Below are 18,970 nucleotides of genomic sequence, written 5' to 3' on the forward strand. Positions count from 1 at the left end.
TAATCTTAACTTTAAATAAAATTACATAAATTTTCTATCAACTTCATCAATCGACATGGTAATAAATGTGGCTCTATTAGTTGGCGAAACCGATGGTTCCTTGCATGCAAATAGACTATTCACTAAATGTTCCTGCTCTAAATTTGATAAAGACTGTCCTGTTTTGATGGCCAAAGTCTTCGCCATGGATTTTGCCAGCAAATCAGTGGCGCTAAAATGGCTATCAGGCACTTCCTGCTCCACATCGCTTATAAGTTGTTCCAAAATAATGGAAACTTCGCTGTCCGGCACATTTATAGGAAGTCCTATAATTTCTACAAGTTCGTCGTCAATGGTTGAAAAAACAAAGCCTGTAGCTTCTAAATCTTCTTTTAATTGGTTCAAAATCGACAGCTCAGAACCTGTAAAATGCAATTGTAAAGGAAATAACAACTGTTGACTTACCGCCTCCTTAACTGTCATGCTTTTCAATAAGCCTTCATATAAAACCCGTTGGTGTGCTCTATGTTGATCAATCATCAACATTCCGGATTTTATGGTGCTGATGATGTATTTATTTTGAAACTGATAGGTACTTTGTGTGGTATCTGTGTATAATCCGCCGTCAAACAAAGACGTTTTTTCGGGTTCACTCTCAAATTCCACTTGACTAAACTCTTGCTTATCACGCGTGCCTTTGGATTCTAATCCCACATATAAACTATCCCAGTTGTTGGGCGTTTGTTTTCGAAATGCTGTGATTTGCTTGCCAGAGATGCGTTCTTCCCGAAACGGATTATAATCTCTATCGACTTCCACCGTTGGGGTTGAAGCGCCTTTATCTTTGTAATCATAAGGCGTATCCAGATTGGTGTCGTATTCAAAATCCAATACTGGCGCAATATTAAACTGCCCCAAACTGTGCTTCACCGACGATCTTAAAATAGCATAAAGCGTATGCTCATCATCAAACTTTATCTCCGTTTTTGTGGGATGGATATTGATATCAATCGATTTTGGATCGACCGTTAAATTTAAAAAATATATGGGATGATTGCCATCTTTGATCAAGCCTTCAAAAGCGGCGTTGATCGCATGATTAAGATATGGGCTTTTAATAAAGCGATTGTTGACAAAAAAGAACTGTTCTGTTTTGGTTTTTTTAGCAAATTCCGGTTTGCCCACAAATCCTGAAATGGTCAACACCTCCGTGGTTTCCTCAACGGGAACCAATTTTTCATTGGTTTTTGTACCAAAAATATGAACCACACGCTGGCGATAGTTGCTCTCCTGAAGATTGAAAACTTCGCTTCCATTATGGTACATCGCAAAGGCGATTTTTGGATGAGCCAGAGCCACACGATGAAATTCGTCAACAATATGGCGAAATTCGACCGTATTCGATTTTAAAAAGTTACGACGCGCGGGAATATTAAAAAATAAATGCTTTACAGCAATCGAAGTACCTGTTGGCGTAACCGTAACTTCTTGGGTTTTAATTTCACTGCCTTCAATGGCAATCAGCGTTCCAAGTTCGTCCGCATCTTGTTTTGATTTCAATTCGACATGTGCAATAGCGGCGATACTCGCCAATGCTTCCCCTCTAAAACCTTTGGTATTCAAACTGAACAAATCATCGGCTGATCGAATTTTAGAAGTGGCATGACGTTCAAAACTCAAGCGTGCATCCGTCGCACTCATACCTTTACCATTATCAATGACTTGGACCAGTGTTTTGCCCGAATCTTTAATAATTAATTTAATAGTAGTTGCATCAGCATCAATGGCATTCTCAAGTAATTCCTTGACCACAGAAGCAGGACGTTGCACGACCTCTCCTGCCGCAATTTGATTAGCAACATGATCTGGTAAAAGTTGAATAATATCTGACATTATTAGCCTTTTGGAAAGAATATGGACAAATCAAAACCTATTATTAACAGAAATATAAAAACTAAAATGCCAATAATAATGAGCGTTCGTCTGTTTGCTGCCGCATCAGGTGTGTTTTTATAATCGTCCCAAGCATTTATGAATTTACCTTTTAAACCCACCTTTGTGATGGTTTTTCTTTGGTCGTCAAATTTATGCTTGATTTCAAAAGGATTGCCTTCCCCTTGATAGTGACGCGGTACGTAATTGTATTTTTTGTTTTGACGTGTTTTAAAGATGCTCATAATTTCTAAATTTCGTAGTTACTTAAAACATACCAGATAACAATTACCATACCTAGAATAATAAGGAGAATAGGTAATGATGGCGTTTTCTTCTTACGCTGTGTCGTTTGACGCCATTGAGGATCAAAGTCATTTGATTTGTCCTTATGGTGTACTTTGAGATGTCTTGGTGTGTAACTGAAACGTTTAGGTTGACGCTGATTAAATAAATTCACTGTTGAATGTTTGCCTTTGTGAATTTCAAATGTACTCAAAATACGAGGAAAACCGATACTTTAACTGCTAAAAATTGTTAACGAAAAGCACGAATTTGGAAGTACTGACCGATGACCGATGACCGATGACCGATGACCGATGACCGATGACCGATGACCGATGACAGATGACCGATGACCGATGACAGATGGCCGATGGCCGATGACCGATCTACCTATCAGCCATCTGCGACTGTGACTGCAAACTGAAAAATGCCAACTGCCGACTGAACTACGCTTTCTGACGTAAAACCGCCATCTTAATAGCAGCTACTGCAGCTTCTACACCTTTGTTTCCATGCTTACCACCTGAGCGGTCGATAGATTGTTGCATGTCATTGTCAGTCAACACACAAAAGATAACAGGTGTGTCGTATAGAACATTAAGGTCTTTAATCCCAGAAGAAACGGCTTCACAAACAAAATCAAAATGTTTGGTCTCTCCTTGGATCACGCAACCTATGGCAATCACGGCATCCACTTTATGTTCCTGCATTTTTTTGCTACCATAAATGAGCTCATAACTACCTGGAACATGCCAGCTGATAATATTTTCAGACAATGCTCCGTGTTCAATCAATGTATCAACAGCACCTTTAAAAAGATTGTCTGTGATATTATTATTCCATTCTGAAACAACAATCCCAAACCGAAAGTCCTTCGCGTTTGGGATTGTGTTTTTATCGTAATCTGATAAATTCTGATTTTTTGTTGCCATTTTTTTACAAACTTGCTTGTGCTTTTCCTATAAACACATCAATATTAGCTGCTTCACTTGACGTTGGATACGTATCTTTAATGGTATTAAAATGCTCAAGAGCCTTTTTTGTTTTACCTAAATTCAATGCTACATTACCTGCTTTAAACAAAAACATTGGAGTCGTGTAGTCGTTTGTATTCATTTTTGCAGCGTTTTCGTAATAGCTCAACGCATCTTCAGGTTGGTTCAACTGTACAAAAGCGTCTCCAATTCTTCCTTTTGCAATAGGGCCTAACATTTTATCTTTAGTTGAAAAATTACCCAAATATTTCACAGTATTTTGGTAGTCATTCAAGCTATAATAAGCCATTCCAGCATAATAGTTAGCTAGGTTAGCTGCTGGTGTACCACTGTGTTCTTTAATAATATCCAACATACCATATTTTCCTTCACCTCCGTTTAGAGACAAGGTATATAAGGAATCTTTAGCTGTATTTCCATTAACGGCTTGCTCAAAATACTGTTGTGCTTTAAACATATCGTTCATTGCTTCACTAGCCTTAGGCTCTGCAACAAACTTGTTGTATCCCAAAAACCCTAAAACAACCACAGCAACAACTGCAATAGCACCAATAATATAATTTTGGTTTTTTACTGCCCATTCTTCCGTTTTAGAAGCGGTCTCGTCTAAAGTATTAAATACCTCAGCCGTTGTTGAGTTTGCTTCTAAAGCTTCAGTCTTTTCTTCCTGCGTTTTCGGTTTGAAACCTCTTTTCTTATAAGTTGCCATATCGTCATTATTAATGCGCCGCAAAATTATAATATTTATTGATATTTGAAAGGTAATTTTGTTATTTTTCAATAATTTGCGCATCCTTTCGCATTGTTGGAAAACAATCTGATTATAAAGCGAATATTTTACATGATTTTAAACTCACTTTCTTTACTAAATTACAAGAATTTTGATAGTCAAAACTTCACTTTTGATCAAAAGATCAATTGCTTTGTAGGCGCCAATGGCATTGGAAAAACCAACGTTTTGGATGCGATTTATCACTTGTCTTTCGGAAAAAGTTATTTTAATCCATTAGCTTCTCAGAACATCAGACATGGCGAGGATTTTTTTGTGATTGAAGGTGTTTTTGAAAAAGACGATCGTGAAGAAAAAATCGTCGTCTCACTAAAAAAGGGTCAAAAAAAAGTAATTAAGCGAAATTCTAAAGTTTATGAGAAATTGAGCGACCATATTGGGTTTATTCCAGCGGTCATTATTTCTCCTGCCGATAGAGATTTAATTATTGAAGGCAGCGAGACCAGACGGAAATTTATTGATAGTGTCATTTCGCAAAGCGATAAAAACTACCTCAACCAGCTTATCAACTACAATAAAGTGTTGCAACAGCGCAATGCCTTATTAAAATATTTCGCACTGAACAACACCTTTAATGCGCAAACCCTGGAAATTTACAACGAGCAATTGCATGGCTATGCCTCTGAAATATTTACCATCAGAAAAGCGTTTTTGGAAACATTTATTCCGATTTTCAAAGCACGCTACAATGCGATAAGCAATAACAACGAGCCTGTACATTTGAGTTATAAAAGCGATTTATTTGAAGAGGATTTAAACGTTCTTTTAAGAAAAAACATCAATAAAGATAAGGCCCTACAATACACCTCGGTCGGCATTCACAAAGACGATTTGAATTTTGAGATTGATGGTTTTCCGATTAAAAGATTTGGTAGCCAAGGACAACAAAAATCGTTTTTGATCGCCTTGAAATTGGCACAATTTGATTTTATAAAACAAAAAAGTGGCTTCTCCCCGATTTTGCTTTTGGATGATATTTTTGATAAATTAGATGAAAATCGCGTGGCGCAAATTTTAGAACTGGTCGACAACAAAAATTTTGGACAGCTTTTTATTAGTGATACACACGCCGATCGCACCGAAAACATTATCAAACAAGTGCATCAATCTTATAAAATATTTAAATTGAAATAACTTACAAATTTAAAATTCCAAATCCCAGAGACTCTTTAAAATGAAAGTACTTTTGAAGTTTGGTACTTGATTTTTGAAAATTAAATGATTGACATCTTATGAAAAAATATATAATTTTAGTTTTTAGCTTAATTTTCCTGAACTGTTCGAATGATCCAAATTCATTTGTCAAACATTTGAACGGTTATTGGGAAATTGATGAAGTGACCTTAGCCGATGGTTCCAAACGCGATTACAACTATAACGATACGGTCGATTATTTTAATATTTCCGACAGTTTAACAGGCTTTCGAAAAAAACTAAAACCAGGTTTCGATGGGACTTACACAACTTCTGACGATGCTGAAAGTCTAAAGTTAAAAATAGAGAATGACAGTCTGCATATTTATTATTCCACACCTTTTTCTGAATGGAAAGAAACGGTTTTAAACGCCACGGAAGATCAACTTTTAATCATCAATGATCAACACATAAAGTATCTTTACAAGCGCTTTGAGCCTATAAATGTGAACGAATAATCTCCAAAATTGTAAAAAACTTGGTTCCAAAGAACAATTAACAACTTCTAAAATGGCAAAACGTACTAAAGACAACCTCTCCATCAGTGATCTCCTTAAAGAATTTGTGGACTCCAACAAGCTCCAAACAGGTTTGGACAAAGTAAACGTTCAAGACGCATGGGCACAAATGATGGGGAACGGCGTCAACAATTACACAACGGCCATCCAATTGGAACGCGATACACTTTATGTACAGCTCAGCTCGAGCGTTCTTCGGGAAGAACTCAGTTATGGCACCGAGAAAATCATTGCCATGCTGAACGAGTCGCTTGGCAAAGAAGTCATTAAAAAGCTGGTACTTCGTTAAATGAGAGCAGCCTGGACCGAACTGCTGTGTTTTTGATTCCATTTTTAGCGATTTTTTTATCAAAAAATAGCGGTGTTGTTGCCTTTGGACGGGAGTTCATTTATATTGCTTTTAATTACAGGTCTTATTGGCGGCATTGCGGCAGGAGTCTCAGCTCTATTAGGAAAACAATGTAGCTTACTGGTTAATAGAGAGCAGCTGTTATAACCGCTCTTTTTTTTTGACCGATTTTTTCTCAAACGAAATAATACTGAATTATATTGTTAATAATCGGAATTAGGAATTGAATTGGTATGGCTATAATAGCCATATAACTGTGCAACCTGCTGATTTGAAATGATGAAAGAAAATTTACGCGAAAAAAATATTCAAAAGAATTTTGTCCAAAATGTAATTTGTATTCTTTTTGGAACTATCTTTGACTTATTATATACAATTAATTTAATATTTATTACAATGAGTAAAGGAACAGTAAAATTTTTCAACGATGCTAAAGGCTTCGGTTTTATCGTAGAAGAAGGAAACAACAAAGAACATTTTGTTCACATTTCAGGTTTAATTGACGAGATTCGTGAAGGCGATGACGTTGAATTCGATCTTACAGAAGGGAAAAAAGGATTAAACGCAGTTAACGTAAAAGTTATCTAATATATAAGCTTTTTTAATGATAAAGCCCTGCAACACTAGTTGCAGGGCTTTTTGTTTCAATGAGATCTCCAGCAAAAAAAGCCTGGAATTATATCATTCCAGGCTTTTTTATAGGTATTGCATTGATTTATCATGTTGAGATTTAAATCCTAGATCAAAATAAAACACAAAAGCCTGTATTCTATTATCTTTTAGTCTAGTCTCTAACGTCTAAAGCCAAAGCTGTCTAATCTCTTAATTAGAACATATCTCTTCCAGCAAAATGAAAAGCGCTTTCAATAGCAGCATTTTCATCACTGTCACTTCCGTGAACTGCGTTTTCACCAACAGAAGCTGCGAACAGTTTACGAATGGTTCCTTCAGCTGCATCAGCAGGGTTTGTTGCACCGATCAAAGTTCTGAAATCTTCAACCGCATTTTCTTTTTCTAAAATTGCAGCAACAATTGGTCCGCGTGTCATAAATTCCACCAACTCGCCGTAAAAAGGTCTTTCGCTATGAACAGCATAAAACGCCTGTGCGTCAGCAGTAGTCATTTGTGTTAATTTTAATGCTACGATTCTAAAACCTGAAGCATTGATTTTTTCTAATATTGCGCCAATATGTCCTTTTTCGACTGCATCTGGCTTAAGCATTGTAAACGTTCTATTAGTTGCCATATTTGTAATTTAATTAATTCTGATTACTATTATTTTCATTATTTGGTCCCTCCAAACTGATCCCCTTTCAGCGATTCGCCTTTTACAAAGCGCTTTTAAATTTCGTGCAAAAGTAAGGCATTTATAAGTAAAAACCATATTATGGATATTAAAAAATTGTATCTTCGCAGGCTATGACAGAACAAGATATTAAAGAAATTAAGGCCTTATTAGCGACGACAAAACACATCGTCATTGTCCCACACAAAAATCCTGATGGAGACGCGATGGGCTCTACCCTTGGTCTTTGCCACTATCTTATAAAGAATTATCATCAAGCGACCGTTGTTGTCCCAAATGATTATCCTGATTTCCTGAAGTGGCTACCAGGCCATGAAGATGTCATCATTTACGAATCTGATAAATCCAATGCAGAAAATCTGATCGAAAAAGCGGATATCATCTTTACCTTAGATTTTAACGCATTTCATCGCGCTGGCGACATGGAATTGCCTTTGGCCAATTCAAAAGCGATCAAAATCATGATTGACCATCATCAACAACCAGATCACTATGCTAAATATATGTATAGTGATGTCGGCATGAGTTCTACTTGTGAAATGGTCTACCATTTTATAAGCAAGCTTGGCGATGTTGACGCTATCGATGGAGCCATGGCGACATGCCTTTACGCTGGTATTTTAACCGATACTGGATCTTTTAGATTTCCGTCGTCAACAAGCACCACGCACTTGGTAGCCGCCTATTTGATCGATAAAGGCGCTAACCATTCTGAAATTTATAACGCCATATACGATACCAATAGTTATGAACGTTTACAACTTTTAGGAGTTGCCCTTAATAATTTGAAAGTACTTCCGGAATATAAAACAGCATATATTACCCTATCGCAAGAAGAACTGAATGCTGGTAACTTTAGAAAAGGAGATACTGAAGGCTTTGTAAACTATGGACTTTCTATCAAAGGTGTCATTTTTGCAGCTATTTTTATTGAACACAAACAGGAAGGCATCATTAAAATATCTTTGCGAAGCGAAGGCGATTTTTCAGTGAACGAATTCTCCCGTGAAAACTTTGAAGGCGGTGGCCATACTAACGCTGCTGGTGGTAAAAGTGACCTCAGTTTAAATGATACAGTTGAAAAATTTATTAGTATATTGCCACGCTATAAACACACCCTAAATCCATGACAAGAGCCTTTCTTTTCATCTTAATATTAGCCGTTGGCCTCAGCAGTTGCAAGTCTCCTGAAGCCAGAAAACCAATTTCTCAAAAGTCGGGATCCTTTATAAAAATATCAGCAGAACGCAACAAAAAGCTGAATGCAAAAGAGTTTACGCAGATTCAGAATATCATCAAACAAGATACCTCAAAAAAATATATTGCTTCAGAAAGTGGCTTTTGGTACTATTATAACACGAAAGTTGAAAAAGACACCATAACGCCTTCCTTTGGCGACATTGTCAACTTTGATTATGATGTCAAAGATTTTAATGGCAATGATATCTATTCAGATGAAGAGATCCGTCCACGGGATTATGCCATGGATCAGCAAGAAATCTTTACAGGACTTAGAGAAGGTTTAAAACTAATGAAGCCGGGTGAAACCGTTACTTTTTTATTTCCTTCCCAAAAAGCTTATGGTTACTATGGTGACAAAAACAAAATTGGCACCAACACTCCAGTAATTTGCGAAGTGACCGTAAATTCAATAATTCAAACCAAAAACGAATAAACTATGCGAATGATTAAAAAGGCTCTTGGCCTCGTATTACTAATGGTCCTTGTTACTGCAACGGCTTGCAAAGACAAATATCCAGATTTAGAAGATGGATTGTATGCTGAAATTATTACCAACAAAGGCACGATGGTACTTCGTCTGGAATATGAAAAAGCACCTATTACCGTTGCGAATTTCGTGTCGCTAGCCGAAGGCACAAACACGCTTGTGGATAGTATGCACATTGGTAAAAAATATTACAATGGCTTAACTTTTCACAGAATTATTGATGAATTCATGATTCAGGGTGGAGATCCAACAGGCACTGGAAGCGGAAGCCCAGGATACAAATTTAACAATGAAATTTCTGAAGATTTATTACACGACAAAGTAGGAACTTTAGCGATGGCCAATTCAGGTCCAAACACTAACGGCAGCCAGTTTTATATTACCGAAGTTCCGACGCCATTTTTAGATGGTGCCTATAATGTATTTGGATACATCGTCTTAGGTGAAGATGTACTCCATACGATAGCTGGCCTTGAAACCACAAAACCAGGCGACAAACCAGTAGAGCCAGTTATTATGGAAGAAGTCAATGTCATCAGAAAAGGAAAAGACGCTAAAAACTTTGATGCTCCAAGTATTTTCAAAAACCATTTTGCAGATGCTGAAAAAGTTGAAAAAGAACGTCTTGCCAAACAAGAAGAAGCTGAAAAGGAGAAAGCAGAAAAAATCGCAGCAGCTGCTGCAGATATGAAGCCAGCATTAGATACTTATGAAGGCAAATCAAAAACCTTGGCTTCTGGTTTAAAAATGTACAACATCACAAAAGGATCTGGTGCAAAACCAAAAAATGGCGAAACAGTAATGCTTAATTACGAAGGCTATTTTACGGACGGACGTCTTTTTGACAGTAACGTAAAAACTGTTGAAGAGCATTACGGCATGTACAATCCACAAAAAGATGAGGCGCAAATGTATAACCCAATGCCAATGCCAATCAGCCCCGATGCACAAATGATTCCAGGTTTTAAAGAAGCAGTCAACCAAATGCAGGTTGGCGACAAATCATACTTCTATTTACCATCACATTTGGCGTATGGAGAACGTGGTAATCGCATGATTGCACCAAATACAGATTTGATTTTTATTATTGATATGGTGGAAATACAAAAGTAAATCTTTGAAATTCCAAAAATATAAATTCCAATAATTATAGCGGAATAAGAAAACAAAAAAGCAGCTTTGAGAAATCTTAAAGCTGCTTTTTTTATAACTATTTCTATTAATAATAAGAACTCAAATTTTCATTCCGAATCTATTTTTCCAAAAAATATATTACTAGATTATCAATGCCATTTTGGATTTTGGAATTTAGAAATTGGAATTTCAATCCCCTTACTTTTTTGGAATGTTCTTCAAAATCTCCAATACAAATTTCCAGTATTTTTGTGCAGATGAAATTTGCGCACGTTCATCCGGAGAATGCGCTCCTTTGATATTAGGGCCAAAACTAATCATGTCCATCTCTGGATAATTCTGTCCTAAAATACCACATTCCAAACCGGCATGACAAGCGGCCACATGAGCGTCCTTACCATTCATTTTGGTATATAACTCCGATAATACCTTTAAGATTTTCGAATCCATATTAGGTTTCCACCCTGGGTAATCACCATCAAATTCCACATCACAACCCGTTAGTTCAAACGTAGCCCGTAACATATTCGCCAAGTCCCATTTTGAAGTTTCAACAGATGAACGCGTCAAACAAGCAATCGTGATATTGCCATCCTTAACAATAACTCTTGCAATATTATTTGAGGTTTCCACCAAACCTTCAATGTATGGACTCATTCTGTAAACACCATTACAAGCTGCATAGATTGCTCTGGTCAAACCTTCTTGAACTCCTAAATCCATCATCTTTTCTGGAGTCTCTATTTTGCTGATCTCAATCGTCAAATTAGGTTCCAAAGTTTTATATTCGGTTTTGATATCGTCGATGACCTCTTCCATTTCCGTATGAAAAGCGGCTTCATTCATCGTGTCAATCGCTACAATCGCGTTGCTTTCCCTTGGAATGGCATTACGCAAACTGCCGCCATCAATTTCAGAAATACGCAATCCGAAGTTTTCAAAACCATCAAAAAGCAAACGGTTCATCAACTTGTTGGCATTCCCAAATCCTTTATGGATATCCATTCCGGAGTGACCACCTTGCAAGCCTTTTACCGTGATTTTATAACCTGTTTTAAACTCAGGTGTTTCTTCTTCCTGATACGTTCTTGTGGCAGTCACATCAACACCTCCAGCGCATCCAACACCAATTTCGTCATCTTCTTCGGTATCCAAGTTCAAAAGAATATCGCCTTGCAACAAACCGCCTTCCAATCCTTTGGCGCCCGTCATTCCAGTTTCTTCATCAATCGTAAATAGCGCTTCAATAGCAGGATGCGGAATGTCCGTACTTTCCAAAATGGCCATAATGGTGGCAACACCGATACCATTGTCAGCACCCAACGTTGTACCCTTTGCCTTTACCCAGTCGCCGTCCACATACATTTCAATCCCTTGAGTATCAAAATCAAATTGCGTATCGTTATTTTTTTGGTGGACCATATCCAAATGCGATTGCATGACCACAATTTGACGGTCTTCCATCCCTGAGGTCGCAGGCTTTTTGATGATGACATTGCCTACTTTATCTTCAAAAGTTTCCAATCCTAATTTCTGACCGAAATCCTTTATAAAAGCAATTACACGTTCTTCTTTTTTTGAAGGTCGCGGTATGGCATTTAAATCGGCAAATTTATTCCAAAGCACTTTTGGCTCTAGTTGTCTTATTTCTGTATTCATATGTAGATGTTTATTATTTTTTTAATGGTCATATGTATTTCGCAATTTTCCATTCATGTATGTGGACGAATTTTGGTCATGCTCATTTCATAAGTCTGAATTATGTTGTTCTACAAAGGTAGGGATTCATGGATGTTTTATAAAACAATTTTCTATTTTTGAGGCATGCGCAAACACACAAAACTTATTATTGCCCTTTCTCTGATACTTCAAATATTGCTCATAAAAGTATTGGCAAATTTTCCTGGATTAGTTGAGACCTATTATAGCAACGGCATTTACAAATGGATTTCCAAAGTGATGCATTTTGTCTTTGGATGGATTCCCTTCTCGGTGGGAGATATTCTATACACCATAGCAGGAATTTATATCATCAGATGGATTTTCATGAACAGGAAACGCCTGAGAAAAGACACAAAAAACTATATTTTAGATATCCTATCGGCAGTTTCCATAGCTTATTTTGCATTTCACATCCTTTGGGCTTTCAATTATTACCGATTGCCATTACATGCATCATTAAAAATAGAAAACGATTATTCCACCGCGCAATTGGTGAAATTTACTGAAGATTTGATTCTTCAAACTAACGTCATTCATGGCATCATCGAAAAAAACGACACGACTAAAGTTGTGATGCCTTATACCAAAAAAGAACTTCTTAAACTCACACCCAAAGGCTATGACCAACTCGCCAAGGAATATCCACACCTTGCCTATTGGCCAAGTAGCTTAAAGCGCTCCATTTATAGTTTGCCCTTAACCTATATGGGGTTTAGTGGCTATCTGAACCCATTTACTAATGAGGCACAAATTGACGGACTTATTCCAACCTACAAATATCCGACCACCGCAAGTCATGAAATTGCGCATCAATTGGGCTATGCGGCCGAGAATGAGGCCAATTTTATTGGTGCTTTGGCCGCCATGAAACATGAGAATATTTATTTTAATTACTCTGGATATTCATTCGCTTTGCGTCATTGTCTAAATGACATCTATCTCAGAGATCCTGTGAAATATGAAGAACTCTTAATGAAAGTGAATATTGGAATTCTAAAAAACTATGAAGAATCACGATTGTTCTGGAAATCCTACGAAAACATTTCTGAGGTCTTCTTCAAAAATACCTATAGCGGTTTCTTAAAAGCAAATAACCAAAAAGGAGGTATTGAGAGCTACAGTTATGTGGTGGCTCTTTTAGTCAACTATTTTGAAACGCATCCCTTATGAAACGTTAAAAATTTCTTAATACACTACTCCATAGTCCATATTTTTTATCTTTAGAACTCATTTTTCTAACTAACTACAACCGTATGATTAAATCATTTTTGACCCTCATGACGTTTATGTGCAGTTTTTCGATGCTTGCACAAGACTATTTCCCTAAAAACGATGGTGTTACAGCTAAAAACACCAATTACACCGCAATTACAAATGCCAAAATTTATGTCACGCCCACTCAAATCATTGAGAAAGGAACTTTGCTTATTAAGGATGGCAAAGTAGTCGCAACAGGAACCTCGGTAACCATTCCGAAAAATGCGACGCAAATTGATGCTTCAGGAAAAAGCATCTACCCGTCTTTTATTGACATGTATTCAGACTTTGGAATTGAAAAACCAAAACGTCAAGCGGGCGCCGGAAGAAGTTCCCAATATGACGCCTCGCGTTCAGGATTTTACTGGAATGATCACGTCATGCCAGAAAACAACGCCATTGACCAATTCAAGTACGATCCCAAAAAAGCGGAAGATTTGATCAAAGCTGGTTTTGGAGTTGTCAACACACATATCCAAGATGGAATTGTACGCGGAACGGGGACTTTAGTGGCCCTGAATTCTTTTGACGACAATGGCATGCGAGTTTTGGACACCAAATCTGCACAATACCTTTCATTTACTAAAAGTGTTACTTCCAATCAAGCTTATCCATCCTCAATCATGGGAAGTATGGCTTTATTGCGTCAATTCTATTATGATGCTGATTGGTATGCCAAGGGCAACTCAAAAACAAAGGACCTTTCTATCGAAGCCTTGAACAACAACAAATCTTTGGTTCAAATTTTCGAAGCAGGCAGTAGAGCTAATAGTTTGCGCGCTGATAAAGTGGGCGATCTTTTCAATATCCAATATGTTATTTTAGGTGGTGGCGATGAATATGAGCGTATGGCGGAAATTAAAGCCATGAATGCCCCGATGATTATCCCAATCAACTTCCCTGATGCCTATGATGTAGAAAATGCATTTTTAGCCTCTACACTTTCAGTGCACGATATGAGAGCATGGAACCAAAAACCGACCAATCCAAAATTATTGGCCGATAATAATGTGACCTTTGCATTAACTACTTACAGTTTAAAATCGCCAAAGGATTTTAAAGCTAACTTAATGAAAGCGATTGACGCAGGACTTTCCAAAGAAAAAGCATTGGAAGCTTTAACAACTATTCCAGCGCAGCTTTTAGGAAAATCTGATAAAATTGGAACTTTAAAAAATGGTAATTACGCGAACTTCTTAATTACTTCTGGAGATATTTTTGACAAGAAAACCACCCTTTTTGAAAACTGGGTTCAAGGTCAAAAAAACACCATTGAAAACAGAAACATTGTTGACATTACTGGGAAATATGAGTTTTCTCTTGCTGGTGAAGCTTATGAAATGACCCTTTCGGGAGAATTAAACAAACTGAAATCAGATATCACTTCCAACAACAAAAAACGAGGCACAAAAATATCTTATGCAGACGATTGGGCAAATATTGCTTTTACAACTCAAGATAGTACAAAACAAGAATTTATCAGAATTATCGCCAACGTCGATGCCAATAAAAATCTGACCGGAAAAGCATTTATGCCCAATGGAACAGAGATGAGCTTTTTTGCGAAACAAACCGATGCCAAAAAAGATGGCACAGCTGAGAAGAAAGACGATGCTGATGCGGACAAAACAGATGCCAATGCTTTAGTTTCGCCAATCACCTTTCCTAACAATGGTTATGGTTTTGAAACCTTGCCAAAAGCTGAAACTTTACTATTTAAAAACGCAACCGTTTGGACGAGTGAAAAAGATGGCATCTTGCAAAACACAGATGTACTTATCAAAAACGGAAAAATCGCAAAAATCGGTAAAAATCTATCGGAAAGTGGCGCTCAAGTCATTGATGCTACTGACAAGCACTTAACTGCAGGTATTATCGATGAGCATTCGCATATTGCAGCAGCTTCAGTCAACGAAGGCGGACATAATTCTTCCGCAGAGGTGACCCTTGAAGATGTATTGGACGATACCGATATTAATCTCTACAGAAATTTAGCAGGTGGTGTCACGACGATTCAAATTTTACACGGATCTGCAAACCCAATTGGAGGTCGCTCGGCCATAATTAAACCAAAATGGGGATATGCTGCAAAAGATTTGATTTTTGAGCACAGCCCAAAGACCATCAAATTTGCCTTAGGTGAAAACGTAAAACAATCCAACTGGTCTGGTGGCAGATTCCCACAAACGAGAATGGGCGTCGAGCAGGTTTATATTGATTATTTCACGAGAGCGAAAGCGTATCAACTTGATAAAAAAAGTGGCAAGCCATACCGCAAGGATATCGAAATGGAGACCCTTGTCGAAATTCTAGAAGGTAAACGCTATATCAGCTGTCATTCTTATGTACAAAGTGAAATTAATATGCTAATGAAGGTGGCTGATCAGTTTAACTTTAAAATCAATACGTTTACCCACATTTTGGAAGGCTATAAAGTAGCTGATAAAATGCATGAACGGGGCATCGGAGGTTCAACTTTCGCCGATTGGTGGGGTTACAAATTTGAAGTTAACGATGCCATCCCTTATAATGCTGCCATAATGCACAATGTAGGCATCACAGTTGCCATTAATAGTGATGATGCTGAAATGAGCCGCCGATTAAATCAGGAAGCTGGTAAAACGGTTAAATATGGTGGTGTTAGTGAAGAGGAAGCTTGGAAATTTGTGACGTTGAATCCTGCAAAATTATTACATATTGATGATCGTGTGGGCAGTATTAAAGTTGGCAAGGATGCCGATGTGGTGTTGTGGACAGACCATCCGCTTTCTATTTATGCTAAAGCCGAAAAAACCATTATTGAAGGTGTTACCTTTTTTGATTTAAAACGTGATGAAATGATCAGAGAGAAAGTCAAACTGGAAAAAAGCCAATTGATCAATGAAATGTTACAGGCCAAAAATAAAGGTTTGAAAACACAGCCTATCAAAAAGACAGAAAAGGAACTGATGCATTGTGACTCGGAGTAGTTTCCAGTCTTCAGTCTTCAGTCTTCAATTGGCAGTCGGTAGACGGTAGAAAAAACAAATCTTTAACTAAATCATAATAAGATTCCCTCCTTCGAGGGAATGAAAATAAGTTTATATGAAAAACAACCTATATATATTCATCATCGCTTTGTGTACCACCTTTGGGTTTGCACAACAAACACCAGCGTCAAAACAATCCAAACCGATTGCGATTACTGGTGCAACCGCCCATTTAGGTAATGGCAAGGTTGTCGAAAATAGTCTGATCATTTTTAAGGATGGTAAATTGACTACTGTGTCCAGTGGATCTCAGACGGATCTTTCTGGAATGGAAGTTATCAATGCCAAAGGCAAACACGTCTATCCAGGTTTTATCGTGCCTTCATCTACTTTAGGTCTGGCAGAAATAGATGCCATAAAAGCTTCCGTAGATGACAGCGAGATGGGAGAAATGAATCCGCACATCAGAAGTATTATTGCATATAATGCGGAATCGAAACTTGTGGAATCTATGCGCCCAAATGGTGTTCTGTTGGGACAGATTGTTCCAAAAGGTGGTCGTATTTCAGGAACCTCATCGGTTGTTCAATTTGACGCATGGAACTGGGAAGATGCTACCGTTAAAGTGAATGACGGCATTTACATGAACTGGCCAAGTAGCTTTAGTCGTGGCAGATGGTGGCTGGGTGAAGATGCAGGATTAAAGATTAACGATAAATACAGCGAGCAAGTGGCCGAAGTGACATCATTCTTCAATGAGACCAAAGCGTATGCTGCAGGAGACAAAGCGACGGTTAACTTACCGTATGGCGCTACTCAAGGGCTTTTTGATGGTTCTAAAAAACTATACATCAATGTTAATGATGAAAAAGGTATTACTGATGCCATTTATTTTGCAAAAAACAATAAGGTTCAACATTTGGTCATTGTTGGCGGTAGTGAATCTTATAAAGTAGCCGATTTATTTAAAGAACATAACATTCCTGTGATCGTTCAGCGTGTTCACTCGCTTCCAAATCAAGAAGATGACGACTATGATATGCCTTATAAACTAGCGTCATTATTAGTTAAAAAAGGTGTTTTGGTAGCTTTAAACGCAAACGGAGACATGGAGCGTATGAGCTCTAGAAATCTTCCATTTTACGCAGGAACAACTGTTGTATATGGATTGGATAAAGAAGAAGCCCTAAAATTGATCACGTCCAATACTGCAAAAATCTTAGGCATCGACAAAGATTATGGCACCTTGGAAGAAGGTAAAAGCGCAACATTATTTATCAGTGAAGGCGATGCTTTAGACATGCGTACCAATCAACTTACCCACGCATTCATTGACGGACGTTTAGTGAGTTTAGAAACAAATCAAACAGAGCTTTGGAATCGTTATGATGAGAAGTATAAAGCGCAAAAATAATTAGAGGGCTGGAAGCTGGATGCTCGAAGCCTGAAGGAAGAAATTCAAATCGAAGTTGAAATTGAAGTTAAAACTCTAAATAAAACTTTTCTAATTAAAAAAATCTGTCAATCCTAATTTAGGGAGCGACAGATTTTTTTGTTTGGATTTTCACCTAAAGGAATTAAAAGATTACTTTCCATTTCTCACAAATTGAATCTTTATACTTAATACTTTGTACTCCCCGTTATATAACTACTGAATTAACTCACCACCTTCAGGTCTGCCATAAACTCTAATATCCATCTTAACCGTGGTCAACATGGGGCTAACAAATTTAACCTCATGATTTGGAGTCGTTGGTCTATTGTTTTCAACATTGTACCAAACCATAGTTTCTGGCAACAACATGCCTTCAACCTCTTGCCAATTGCTGTATTTGATAAAATGCCATTCGTTGCTTTTTTCATTTTCAGCATTCGCACCTTTATAGGCCAACCAAGTCATCTGATGGGAATCGGCATCATAATATAAAATATATTCATCATTGGAAGAAACGCCAACGCCATTTTCGTAGGATATTTGAATCCCAGGATAAGTTTTACCATCAAAAGTTAAAGAATCAGCTTCGGCGTACATCGTTCCATCATCAGCTAAAACAAAAGGCATCGCATAAAAATAGAACATCAAATTATAGTAAGATTCTGGGTTACCTTTAAAAACAGTGTTATCCTTATTTTTCGTCCACAGAACTTCCCCATCAAATCCAATGGTGTTTTTGGGCATTTCTATAAGTGCGTAGCGGTCTTTTAAATCGGTAGTGGTAATTTCATAACCTCCAGGTTTTTCAACCGAAAACTCTAAAGTTTCCATTTCATTCCAAGCATCAATTCCACCATGGGCATCAAAAACTTCAGTTAAATTTTCAGGATAGACCCTTGTAATGACATCGAGTTCTTCTTCAATATAAGGTTCGGTCTCTGTTTGAGTTTCAGCGTTTTTGTCTTTACAAGAAGCCATAATGACAAGTGCTAGTGATAAATAAATAATTTTTCTCATAAGTGATTGGTTTAGATTTCCTCAAAACGGAAATCAGTTTTGATAAGTTTAAAGTTCAACGACAAATTCTTTCTAAAATTACATAAAAACAAATTACGAAGGCTATGATCAATTTCTTCATCCCAAGGTAATAAGTTTTAAGCATAAATTTGTCCGTCCTATCGCACCGCGCTAGGCAGTCACAAGGTCGAGTTCGTCGATTATTCATTAAATAAAATCGTTGTTGTCCGATTAAAGTTGCATTGATCTTCTAAGAATCGTAATCAACAAAGGTCTTTCAACGTTTTTGATCCTGAACATCCTTCATTTCTCGGTTTTTGAAAACTATTGGTAAAACATCATAATCCATTCTATTTATG

The 18,970-nt window shown here is 37.4% G+C and carries 17 protein-coding genes; 10 read left to right on the forward strand and 7 right to left on the reverse strand.

The features are described 5' to 3' along the window. Positions 1 to 21 precede the first annotated feature (21 nt). The 4 genes from mutL to ACOH2D_RS03725 all read right to left on the reverse strand — a co-directional run bounded on the left by mutL (position 22) and on the right by ACOH2D_RS03725 (position 3,900). Positions 22 to 1,872, reverse strand: a complete 1,851-nt coding sequence (gene mutL / locus ACOH2D_RS03710) for a DNA mismatch repair endonuclease MutL (RefSeq protein WP_449534394.1) — start codon at positions 1,870 to 1,872, stop codon at positions 22 to 24. A 2-nt stretch (positions 1,873 to 1,874) separates the two neighbouring features. Continuing rightward, positions 1,875 to 2,156, reverse strand: a complete 282-nt coding sequence (locus ACOH2D_RS03715; RefSeq protein WP_348035271.1) for a riboflavin synthase subunit beta — start codon at positions 2,154 to 2,156, stop codon at positions 1,875 to 1,877. 486 nt (positions 2,157 to 2,642) lie between these two features. Beyond that, entirely contained in the window at positions 2,643 to 3,128 is a 486-nt protein-coding gene (ribH, locus tag ACOH2D_RS03720) for a 6,7-dimethyl-8-ribityllumazine synthase (protein WP_348035270.1), read from the reverse strand. A 4-nt stretch (positions 3,129 to 3,132) separates the two neighbouring features. After that, the gene (locus tag ACOH2D_RS03725) at positions 3,133 to 3,900 is read right to left on the reverse strand and encodes a tetratricopeptide repeat protein (RefSeq protein ID WP_348035269.1); all 768 of its coding nucleotides are present in this window, start codon (positions 3,898 to 3,900) and stop codon (positions 3,133 to 3,135) included. Between the two features lie 132 nt (positions 3,901 to 4,032). Here ACOH2D_RS03725 and recF point away from each other — a divergent pair, with 132 nt between their 5' ends. The 4 genes from recF (at position 4,033) to ACOH2D_RS03745 (ending at position 6,630) form a co-directional block, all read left to right on the forward strand. Then, positions 4,033 to 5,115: a DNA replication/repair protein RecF gene (gene recF, locus ACOH2D_RS03730; RefSeq protein WP_348035268.1), complete on the forward strand. Its 1,083-nt coding sequence runs from the start codon at positions 4,033 to 4,035 to the stop codon at positions 5,113 to 5,115. Between the two features lie 98 nt (positions 5,116 to 5,213). After that, the gene (locus tag ACOH2D_RS03735; protein ID WP_348035267.1) at positions 5,214 to 5,633 is read left to right on the forward strand and encodes a lipocalin family protein; all 420 of its coding nucleotides are present in this window, start codon (positions 5,214 to 5,216) and stop codon (positions 5,631 to 5,633) included. Between the two features lie 52 nt (positions 5,634 to 5,685). Beyond that, complete coding sequence (locus ACOH2D_RS03740) at positions 5,686 to 5,982, forward strand: DciA family protein (RefSeq protein WP_348035266.1); 297 nt, start codon at positions 5,686 to 5,688, stop codon at positions 5,980 to 5,982. Positions 5,983 to 6,438: 456 nt separating this feature from the next. Then, positions 6,439 to 6,630, forward strand: coding sequence for a cold-shock protein (locus ACOH2D_RS03745; protein WP_348035265.1), 192 nt, complete (start codon positions 6,439 to 6,441; stop codon positions 6,628 to 6,630). 238 nt (positions 6,631 to 6,868) lie between these two features. Here the strand turns inward: ACOH2D_RS03745 and ACOH2D_RS03750 are convergent, their stop codons facing one another. Continuing rightward, positions 6,869 to 7,288: a nucleoside-diphosphate kinase gene (locus ACOH2D_RS03750; protein ID WP_348035264.1), complete on the reverse strand. Its 420-nt coding sequence runs from the start codon at positions 7,286 to 7,288 to the stop codon at positions 6,869 to 6,871. A 173-nt stretch (positions 7,289 to 7,461) separates the two neighbouring features. On the opposite strand from ACOH2D_RS03750, the gene ACOH2D_RS03755 reads away from it, so the two are divergent. Genes ACOH2D_RS03755 through ACOH2D_RS03765 form a run of 3 tightly spaced genes read left to right on the forward strand, consistent with a single transcriptional unit; the run spans position 7,462 to position 10,190 of the window. Continuing rightward, positions 7,462 to 8,478 carry a DHH family phosphoesterase gene (locus ACOH2D_RS03755; protein ID WP_449534395.1) on the forward strand — a complete coding sequence of 339 codons (1,017 nt, stop codon included), beginning with the start codon at positions 7,462 to 7,464 and terminating at the stop codon, positions 8,476 to 8,478. Next, positions 8,475 to 9,023: a gliding motility-associated peptidyl-prolyl isomerase GldI gene (gene gldI, locus ACOH2D_RS03760; protein ID WP_348035262.1), complete on the forward strand. Its 549-nt coding sequence runs from the start codon at positions 8,475 to 8,477 to the stop codon at positions 9,021 to 9,023. Before ACOH2D_RS03755 ends, gldI begins: the two co-directional genes overlap by 4 nt. A 9-nt stretch (positions 9,024 to 9,032) precedes the next feature. Continuing rightward, on the forward strand, positions 9,033 to 10,190 hold the full coding sequence (locus ACOH2D_RS03765) for a peptidylprolyl isomerase (RefSeq protein ID WP_449534396.1): 1,158 nt from the start codon (positions 9,033 to 9,035) through the stop codon (positions 10,188 to 10,190). A gap of 219 nt (positions 10,191 to 10,409) precedes the next feature. On the opposite strand, the gene ACOH2D_RS03770 is transcribed toward ACOH2D_RS03765, so the two are convergent. Beyond that, positions 10,410 to 11,870, reverse strand: a complete 1,461-nt coding sequence (locus ACOH2D_RS03770; protein WP_449534397.1) for an aminoacyl-histidine dipeptidase — start codon at positions 11,868 to 11,870, stop codon at positions 10,410 to 10,412. A 165-nt stretch (positions 11,871 to 12,035) separates the two neighbouring features. Here ACOH2D_RS03770 and ACOH2D_RS03775 point away from each other — a divergent pair, with 165 nt between their 5' ends. From ACOH2D_RS03775 to ACOH2D_RS03785, 3 genes are all read left to right on the forward strand, one after another. After that, a complete protein-coding gene (locus tag ACOH2D_RS03775; RefSeq protein ID WP_449534398.1) occupies positions 12,036 to 13,103 on the forward strand; it encodes a DUF3810 domain-containing protein in 1,068 nt (355 codons plus the stop codon). An 83-nt stretch (positions 13,104 to 13,186) separates the two neighbouring features. Further along, positions 13,187 to 16,159 carry an amidohydrolase family protein gene (locus tag ACOH2D_RS03780; RefSeq protein ID WP_449534399.1) on the forward strand — a complete coding sequence of 991 codons (2,973 nt, stop codon included), beginning with the start codon at positions 13,187 to 13,189 and terminating at the stop codon, positions 16,157 to 16,159. 115 nt (positions 16,160 to 16,274) lie between these two features. Further along, positions 16,275 to 17,573: an amidohydrolase family protein gene (locus ACOH2D_RS03785; RefSeq protein ID WP_449534400.1), complete on the forward strand. Its 1,299-nt coding sequence runs from the start codon at positions 16,275 to 16,277 to the stop codon at positions 17,571 to 17,573. Between the two features lie 234 nt (positions 17,574 to 17,807). Here ACOH2D_RS03785 and ACOH2D_RS03790 read toward each other — a convergent pair whose 3' ends face one another. Further along, on the reverse strand, positions 17,808 to 18,611 hold the full coding sequence (locus ACOH2D_RS03790; RefSeq protein ID WP_449534401.1) for a DUF6503 family protein: 804 nt from the start codon (positions 18,609 to 18,611) through the stop codon (positions 17,808 to 17,810). Positions 18,612 to 18,970 lie beyond the last annotated feature (359 nt).

Source organism: Gelidibacter sp. (assembly GCF_053579655.1).